This window comes from Christiangramia aquimixticola, from assembly GCF_048285835.1.
In the GTDB taxonomy this organism is placed as follows: domain Bacteria; phylum Bacteroidota; class Bacteroidia; order Flavobacteriales; family Flavobacteriaceae; genus Christiangramia; species Christiangramia aquimixticola.
On sequence record NZ_JBLVTL010000004.1, the window covers coordinates 56,687 to 65,095 of the forward strand.

The 8,409-nt window shown below is 39.2% G+C and carries 7 protein-coding genes; 2 read left to right on the forward strand and 5 right to left on the reverse strand.

Annotated elements, in window-relative coordinates:
* Nucleotides 1-264: 264 nt before the first annotated feature.
* Nucleotides 265-1,182, forward strand: coding sequence for a gliding motility-associated ABC transporter ATP-binding subunit GldA (gene gldA, locus ACNKXV_RS09460; protein ID WP_417907482.1), 918 nt, complete (start codon nt 265-267; stop codon nt 1,180-1,182).
* Here the strand turns inward: gldA and ACNKXV_RS09465 are convergent.
* From ACNKXV_RS09465 to ACNKXV_RS09485, 5 genes are all read right to left on the reverse strand, one after another.
* Nucleotides 1,179-1,931: a head GIN domain-containing protein gene (locus ACNKXV_RS09465; protein ID WP_417907483.1), complete on the reverse strand. Its 753-nt coding sequence runs from the start codon at nt 1,929-1,931 to the stop codon at nt 1,179-1,181. The genes gldA and ACNKXV_RS09465 overlap by 4 nt on opposite strands.
* On the reverse strand, nt 1,928-3,031 hold the full coding sequence (locus ACNKXV_RS09470) for an acyloxyacyl hydrolase (protein WP_417907484.1): 1,104 nt from the start codon (nt 3,029-3,031) through the stop codon (nt 1,928-1,930). The genes ACNKXV_RS09465 and ACNKXV_RS09470 overlap by 4 nt, the downstream gene beginning before the upstream one ends.
* A gap of 25 nt (nt 3,032-3,056) precedes the next feature.
* On the reverse strand, nt 3,057-3,479 hold the full coding sequence (locus ACNKXV_RS09475) for an OsmC family protein (protein ID WP_417907485.1): 423 nt from the start codon (nt 3,477-3,479) through the stop codon (nt 3,057-3,059).
* A gap of 47 nt (nt 3,480-3,526) precedes the next feature.
* Nucleotides 3,527-4,585, reverse strand: coding sequence for an alpha/beta fold hydrolase (locus ACNKXV_RS09480; RefSeq protein WP_417907486.1), 1,059 nt, complete (start codon nt 4,583-4,585; stop codon nt 3,527-3,529).
* Between the two features lie 61 nt (nt 4,586-4,646).
* Nucleotides 4,647-5,939 carry an O-acetylhomoserine aminocarboxypropyltransferase/cysteine synthase family protein gene (locus ACNKXV_RS09485; protein WP_417907487.1) on the reverse strand — a complete coding sequence of 431 codons (1,293 nt, stop codon included), beginning with the start codon at nt 5,937-5,939 and terminating at the stop codon, nt 4,647-4,649.
* A gap of 996 nt (nt 5,940-6,935) precedes the next feature.
* Between ACNKXV_RS09485 and metK the strand changes: the two genes are divergently transcribed.
* Entirely contained in the window at nt 6,936-8,201 is a 1,266-nt protein-coding gene (gene metK, locus ACNKXV_RS09490; RefSeq protein WP_417907488.1) for a methionine adenosyltransferase, read from the forward strand.
* Nucleotides 8,202-8,409 lie beyond the last annotated feature (208 nt).

Here is an 8,409-nt window from a genome sequence, read left to right on the forward strand (position 1 = left end):
CAATCCTATCTCTGTTATAGAAATAAAAATAATAGAATGCGTTCCAGCTAATTAAACCTTTCATTTTCAAAAAATATGAAAGACTAAAGTAGTACTAAATATTTATAAACAAAATAATAGCCTTAAAAAATTTTAAGTTTTCAAAATTTCAGAATTTAAGTCCCGTTTAATTATCATATGCGTTTTTAGGGACTTACATCTGCTGTTTATTTTGCGGAATATGTAAGCAGCAAGCAGCAGAATTATTATTAATTTTGAGACCATATGTCCATACACGTTTCTAACATATCAAAATCCTTCGGGACTCAACAGGCTTTAAACAATATTGGCTTTGAAATTAAGGCCGGAGAGATCGTAGGTTTTTTAGGTCCCAATGGTGCCGGAAAATCTACCCTGATGAAAATACTTACCGGTTATCTGGAAGCAGACTCCGGTGAAGTAAAGATTTGCGATTTAGACCTTAATGAACAAAAGGACGGAATTCAGCAAAAAATAGGGTATTTACCGGAGCACAATCCTCTTTATACTGAAATGTATGTAAGGGAATATTTAGCGTTTAACGCCTCTATATATAATATAGATAAAAAGCGAATTGAAGAAGTCATCAAACTAACCGGTTTAACTCCCGAAGCAAATAAGAAGATCGATCAGCTTTCTAAAGGTTACAGGCAGCGTGTGGGCTTGGCAGAAGCTTTACTGCATGATCCTGATGTTTTAATTCTGGATGAACCTACCACCGGTCTGGATCCCAATCAATTGGTAGAAATAAGATCTCTAATAAGAAATATTGGCAAAGCTCGAGCCGACGGGAAACCTGGAAAAACGGTATTTCTCTCCACCCATATCATGCAGGAGGTAGAAGCTATTTGCGATCGGGTTATCATTATTAATAAGGGTGAAGTAGTAGCCGATAAAAATTTAAAAGAACTGAGGGACGAAGATGAGCAGGTGATTGCTGTGGAGTTTGATTACCGCATCGAAGAAGTTGCTCTGCAAAAATTACCAAATCTGGTTACAGCTAAAAACATTGGTGGATTCCATTATGAGCTGGTTTTCGACACAAAAACAGATATGCGTCCGGCGGTTTTTGACTTTGCTCACGATAATGGTTTAAAAACCTTGCAGCTAAATCAAAAAACAAAAAATCTGGAAAGTCTTTTTTCTGAACTTACCTCAGCCTAATTTTCGAAGATCAATCTGCCTTTAAAATGCTCCTTAACATCTACCACAGGTGGGCGGTTAACAGATATGATATCACCATAACTAAAGATATCTCCTTTTAAACTTTGTTGTGGATTAACGATTAGCTTATTGGTTCCCCGGTGAAAAAGATCGCAATGTTGCACCATAAGGTCCCTGCCCTCCAGCCTTCCTTCTCCGGCAGCGAAAAAAGCGTCTAATTTTTCTGCTTCGCCTTTTAAAAAGAAGTGCGAATAATTATCGCTGGTTATCCGTAAAATCTTAACCTTCAATTCCAGATCAAAATCACCATTGGTGCGCACCTCGGGATCTTTTGCCTGATTTTCTGAAACCAGCCATAAATTATCCAGAACTAGAATTCCGTTACTTTTAATAGCCAGATTTCCCGAATTTCTTAGGTAATCAAGATTGGTTACAGTAACATGAACACTAGTAGTGTTATAATCGCGGAATAGGTTGCAGGAGTTCTCATTCTTCAGGATGAGCATACCGTCTTTAACCTCAGCCTTAATTTCATTCAGTAAATTTTTACCGGTTTGAATCATCACTTTTTGCTGATCCCCCTGAGTAATCACCAGATTTATCCTTTCAAAAACTTCAATTTTAGAGAAAGGTTCAACCTCAACCTGAATTTCTACCAGGTCTCCTTCGGTTTGAAAACAGTTTCCTGCGTCTTCGCTGTTGCACCCTAAAATTACGAGCAGGCCGAAAAATATCATGAGTTTTTTCATAATCTGTAACCTATTGAAAGTTCAACTGCTTCAGCATTCGCACCGTGAGCACGAACGGTAAAAGAAGCCCAGAGATTCTCGTTAAATTTTCTTTGCAAACCAACCCGGTTATAAATTTGCTCGACATAATCTGTATACGGGTAATACACATAAAAACCCAGCTGAGTGATCAAGGACATTCTATTAAAGGTCAACTGATGACCTGCAAAAATACCAACGCGTTTTGCATCTTCATCGCCGGTAGTTCCTTTCTGCGGAAACGCTACTGCCTGATAGTTTATAAATTCTTCAACCGATCTTGAAAAAAACAGCTCGGTTCCGGCCTGCAAAGTACTTTTCCTGTTCAGCACCTTATCTGCATAAACTGAAAAGGTAAGAAACGGAAGCGTGGGAGAGCCAACCACTCCTGTAGTATTAACGCCACTGCGTACCGCGAAATTAAAATGTACAGGTTCTGTATATTTTCCCTCCTCCTTATTTTCAATATAGGATGGTTGACCTTCGTGATCTATTAAATAATTGAGCCCTACATTAAAAGTTAGCGTATTGGTACTATGATTGGGGGAACCTGTATCTGCATTGGAATAATGAATTAAGGTTATTCCGGCATTTACTCCTAAACCTTTAAAAATATTTTCCTTTTTTAGATTCCCCATCAAGTAGGTAGAACTCATTAAACGTGTCCCGTAGGCATTGTTATCAAAATTAGTATCAGGATCGTAAGGATTAGTGGTATAAACCACTCCCTGCCCTATGCGGAACATCAGTAATCTTTGTAGCGTATAAAAACTGTAATGAGCGTATAAAGAATAATTTTCGCCTAAAGAGGTATTCTTCATATCCTGATAAATGAAGGAATACCCTATATCCGGAAAATTATACCGGCTTTCCCATTCTTCCAACCCATAGGTTTTACGGTTAAAACTTAGAATAACACCGGTAGGATGCCCGGTAATTAAATGGGCGATATCCGGATTATGCTCCATGATGCTCCCATAATAATATCCGGCATCTACAGAGAAATATTTGTTCAGTTTTTCTCCCTGACCATAACTCAGAATACTGAAAAGAAATAAAAAATAAGGAGCAATTTTATTCATATAAGCCAGGAAAAAGTGCACTGCTTTAATCTACTTTTTCACCATTAAGGTTCACCTCATAGGTTATCTCTGCAGCCTTTTCCAGCATTTTTGAAACCGAACAATATTTATCCATGGATAATTTTACTGCTCTCATTGCTTTAGCCGAAGGCACCTCTCCTTTAAGCTTAAAATAAAGATGTATTTTTTTAAAAACATTAGGAATAGCACCATCTTCCCGAAATCCTTCTACTTCTACCTGAAGGTCTTCCAGTTCATATTTTTGCTTTTTAAGGATCATCACCACATCAATACTGCTACAACCTGCAATACCTCTTAAAATAAGATCCATAGGGCTGGACCCTTTTGGCTCGTCTTCAGATTTATTATCAAGAAGAACTACATCTCCCCTTTCATTTTTAGTTTCAAAAAGATAATTGCTATTTAAACGTTTTAAATTTACTTTCATAATTCATCATTTCGAGCAAAGATAAGAATTCTACCTGCTGATGAATTTTAAGATTCGATTTTATGTAAAGTTGTATATCCTGCCTTATCTTCATTAAAATTCACCTCTGAAGAAGGCTGAGATTTTGGGTTATAGTGGGTTGGGTTAATTTTCGATTCAAAAACAGGTTTTAGAAAATCAGTTAACTGCTCTGTTTCTATTAAAAACGCATCATGCCCGTGAATGGAATTGATCTCGTGTAAATACACATTCTGTTTTATTGCAACCAATTCACGGTAGGTTTTCCTGTTCTCTTCCGCCAAAAAGAAAAGATCTGAGTTTACGGTAACTATATGGATCTCACCTTGGATCCTGCTGGCGGCTTCTAAATATTCTCCACTGCCATTACTAATATCGATGGTGGTTAGCAGATGATTCAATAGTTTATATGCCCTCAGGGTAAATCTGTTTTTGAGTTTTTCACCATGGTGCAGCAACCAGTTTTCCACTTCAAAACTCCGGTTTTGGGAGTTGCGCTTCCCCTGGAACTTTTGGGAAAGGGATTGAGGAGTTCTGTAAAAGGTCATAGCATGCATTCTGGCATCGCTTACAGGATTTATGGAATTATTTAAAATATGATCCTGGATCCGGCAATTCGCGACCAGCCAGTCAGTAGATTTATAATCTGAAGCTACAGGAATCACATGCTCTGCCAGTTCTGGTCTTAAGACCGCAAGTTCCCAGGCCAGGGCACCTCCAATAGAACCACCTATAATGGCAAATAATTTATTGATCCCGATTTCATCCAGCCCTAACGCCTGAATCCTAGCGATATCCTTAAGTTTGAAATGTTTGTAATTTTCAAAATACTGACCGTTATATCCATTCCCCGGAATATTAAATGCAAGGACACAAAATTTCCTAAGATCAATACATTTATCTTCTCCAATCAAATCTTTCCACCATCCATTTTTCCCGGTAACTATTGAGTTTCCCGTTAGCGCATGATTTACCAAAATCACGGGTGCTTCCTCCGGTTTTCTACCGTAGAACTGATAACTTAAACGAATGTCGACAGAATTTCCTGCCGAATTCGAAAAATTCTTTATCAATATGGTTTTAGCCATTGCCTATAATTTAAACCGGGAAAACGAACCTTGTTTTCCCGGATGTTTTTATTATTAAAGTTTAAACTTTAGCCACCTTTTTAATAGCTGCAAACGCATTTTTAAGATCCACCTTAAGATCTTCCACATCTTCCAGCCCTACAGATAATCTAATAAGGTCCTGAGTCACCCCGGTGGAGATTTGTTCCTGCTCCTTTAATTGCTGATGAGTGGTACTTGCCGGGTGTATGATCAATGATTTTGTATCGCCAATATTGGCCAGTAAGGAAAATACCTTAGCCGAATCCACCACAGTTTTTGCTGCATCATAACCTCCTTTTACTCCAAAGGTTACCAGTCCGCTTTTGCCCTCCGGTAAATACTGTTTAGCCAGTGCATTATAATTGCTGCTCTCAAGGCCGGGGTAATTCACCCACTCTACTTCTTCCTGCTGCTGAAGCCATTGTGCAAGTTCCAGGGCATTTTTACTGTGTTCTTTGATTCGAAGTTTGAGCGTCTCAAGTCCCTGAATGATCTGGAATGCATTAAATGGGCTCAAAGCTGCGCCATGATCTCTCAAACCTTCAATTCTAACTTTCGCGATAAATGCCGCTTCCTGAAGTGCGTCGTGATAAACAAGCCCATGATAACCCGGTGATGGCTCTGTAAACTCCGGGAATTTGCCATTCGCCCAATCAAATCTACCGGCGTCTATGATCACTCCTCCAAGGGCTGTTCCGTTTCCATTAATGTATTTGGTAAGTGAATGGATCACAATATCGGCTCCATGCTCGATTGGATTCAATAAATATGGTGTGGCGACCGTATTATCAACAATAAAAGGCACTTTAAAAGCTTTTGCTTCTTTTGAAATAGCTTTTAGATCCAACACATCGAGTTTTGGATTCCCCAATGATTCTGCAAAGAATACCCTCGTATTCTCTTTGGCCGCTTTGGTGAAATTCTCAGGATTCGCCGGATCCACGAAGGTGGTTGTGATTCCCAGTCTGGGCAGGGTATTTTTAAAAAGATTATAAGTTCCGCCATACAAACTATTGGAAGCAACAATGTGATCACCGGCTCTAAGTAAAGTCAAAAGCGCGGTATTGATAGCTGCGGTCCCGGAAGCTGTAACCACCGCTGCTATCCCTCCTTCTAATGCTGCCAGGCGCTGCTCCAGAATATCCAATGTAGGATTATTAATCCTGGTATAGATGAATCCGGGTTCGGCCAGCGAAAAGAGATCGGCGGCATGATCTGAATTCTTAAAGACGTATGAAGTGGTTTGATAAAGTGGCACCGCTCTGGTTCCTGCATGTTGGGTTACATCGTGTCCTGCGTGAAGTGCTTTGGTTGAAAAATTTTGAGTACTCATGATAATTTTATTTTTAATGTTGAAATTCTATAAATGAAAAAGTCCCCCTGATTTGCTATTACCAGGGGGACCTTTTGAATTGAACTTTTTTCTAAGATTCTAAATTCTCAAGTTTTGGCAATAGCTAAGCATGCGACACATACACATCACAGACATTTTCATACTTTTCATTCTTGTTGCTATTCCCTGATCTTTCATTTTTTCCTTTTTAAAACACCTCGACTACTCTCAGTGTAACATTCCAATTCCTTCTTTCACATCATCCTGAACTTTGTTCAGGATCTCTTTCCCTTAGACACTTCGACTTCGCTCAGTGTGACGTGTTATTATTAAACTTTACAATTTTAGGCACAAAAAAAGCCGCTGCGGGTGGCAGCGGCTTTTTGCAATTATATCTTTTCAGTTTTATGCAATAGAGTACGCTGCGGAGGAATCCGGCATCATACACATCATATTGCAAAAAGTTCTGATCATTATTTCTATTTGTTTCGTTTACAAAGATAACGACGGACTTTTTTAATTTCCAAGCATTTAGCGAAGAATTACAGAAAATAGATTTTTGAGTCCGTTTTCTGATCATTCCGAAATTAATCTATCATTTTTTTGATTTATCTGAAATTTATTTCGCGTTAGGGATTGAGCGGTGTGTTTAAGCTCTCCCGGTTTTTGGAACCGGGAAGCGAGCCGCGAAAGCCCGGCGCAAGCCTTTGATGGCGCAGCGCAACGCCCAAAAACCTTATAGAAAACATATGTTATCCTTCCACAATTCCTATAAAAACGTCAAATGGAATAAATTGACGTTAAATCAATTTGTGGTGATATGAATTTTTATACATTTGTAGCCAACATATTGAAAGGGATAGATTTGACTGATTGCAACCCTATTATATTGCCGGATGGTAATATTTTAAAATGCTAAAGCAGAATGTTTTTTACACTCCAATTAGCTCTTCACGTCAAATTTTTCCATTCTTAATAATTTAAAAAAGTAATTGAATGGCTTATTTATTTACTTCAGAAAGTGTATCTGAAGGGCACCCCGATAAAATTGCAGACCAGATTAGTGATACCTTATTAGATAATTTTCTTGCGTTCGACGAGGAATCCAAAGTAGCTTGTGAAACGCTGGTTACTACCGGCCAGGTGGTACTTGCAGGTGAGGTAAAGAGCAACACTTATCTTGACGTACAAAATATTGCCAGAGATGTGATCAACGATATTGGATACACCAAAGGCGCATATAAATTCAGCGGGGATTCCTGTGGCGTGATCTCCTTGATCCACGAACAATCTCAGGATATTAATCAGGGAGTAGATCGTGGCAAAAAAGAGGAACAGGGAGCCGGTGACCAGGGAATGATGTTTGGTTATGCTACCAATGAGACCGAAAATTATATGCCACTCGCTCTGGATATCTCTCATAAGATCCTTATTGAATTGGCGAAACTTAGACGTGAAGGAAAGGATATTGAGTATTTACGACCAGATTCCAAAAGCCAGGTGACTATTGAATACAGCGATGATAATGTTCCGCAAAGGATCGTGGCCATCGTGATCTCCACACAGCACGATGATTTTGATGCGGATGATAAAAGGATGCTGGACAAGATTAAAAAAGACATGCTGGAGATCCTTATCCCAAGAGTGAAGAAACAACTTCCGGAATATGTTCAGGCATTGTTCAATGATGATATTGTATATCACATTAACCCTACCGGGAAATTCGTGATTGGCGGGCCACACGGAGATGCCGGTCTTACGGGAAGAAAGATCATCGTAGATACTTATGGTGGAAAAGGTGCTCACGGTGGTGGTGCATTCTCTGGAAAAGATCCTTCTAAAGTAGACCGCTCTGCCGCCTATGCTTCCAGACATATTGCAAAAAATCTTGTAGCTGCAGGCGTGGCTCCGGAAATTCTGGTGCAGGTATCCTATGCTATTGGGGTGGTAGAACCAACTTCAATTTCAGTCTATACCTACGGAAAGAAAAATACAGATCTAAGCGACGGGCAAATTGCTGAAAAGGTGAAAGAGATCTTTGATATGCGTCCGGCTGAAATTGAAAAGCGTTTAGGTTTGAGAAATCCTATTTACAGAGAAACTGCCGCTTATGGACATATGGGGAAAGAACCACGAAAGATCACCAAGGTTTTTGAAAGCCCCTACAACGGAAAGATCTCACGTGAAGTTGAATTATTCACCTGGGAAAAACTTAATTATGTAGATAAAGTAAAAGCTGCAATTCCCCTCAACGAAAATTAAAAGTATCAAAGCTGCCCACGGGCGGCTTTTTTTATCATTTCTTCGGAAAACCTTAACAGCGGCGAGCTTTTTTAATTCCTACTTTTAAAACTCACCAAGAGGTTTTCCAATGTCTTTATTTAAAAAAGTAAGAAACACCATCAACCTGCTAAAGTCGGTTGACATGGATCAATTGGCCAAAATCAATCAAAAGATAGATCTGGCCGAT

What these genes read in the sequence shown, in the direction of transcription:
- gldA (WP_417907482.1), top strand. Translation starts at nt 265, where the DNA reads ATGTCCATACACGTTTCTAACATATCAAAATCCTTCGGGACTCAACAG.
- ACNKXV_RS09465 (WP_417907483.1), bottom strand. Translation starts at nt 1,931, where the DNA reads ATGAAAAAACTCATGATATTTTTCGGCCTGCTCGTAATTTTAGGGTGC.
- ACNKXV_RS09470 (WP_417907484.1), bottom strand. Translation starts at nt 3,031, where the DNA reads ATGAATAAAATTGCTCCTTATTTTTTATTTCTTTTCAGTATTCTGAGT.
- ACNKXV_RS09475 (WP_417907485.1), bottom strand. Translation starts at nt 3,479, where the DNA reads ATGAAAGTAAATTTAAAACGTTTAAATAGCAATTATCTTTTTGAAACT.
- ACNKXV_RS09480 (WP_417907486.1), bottom strand. Translation starts at nt 4,585, where the DNA reads ATGGCTAAAACCATATTGATAAAGAATTTTTCGAATTCGGCAGGAAAT.
- ACNKXV_RS09485 (WP_417907487.1), bottom strand. Translation starts at nt 5,939, where the DNA reads ATGAGTACTCAAAATTTTTCAACCAAAGCACTTCACGCAGGACACGAT.
- metK (WP_417907488.1), top strand. Translation starts at nt 6,936, where the DNA reads ATGGCTTATTTATTTACTTCAGAAAGTGTATCTGAAGGGCACCCCGAT.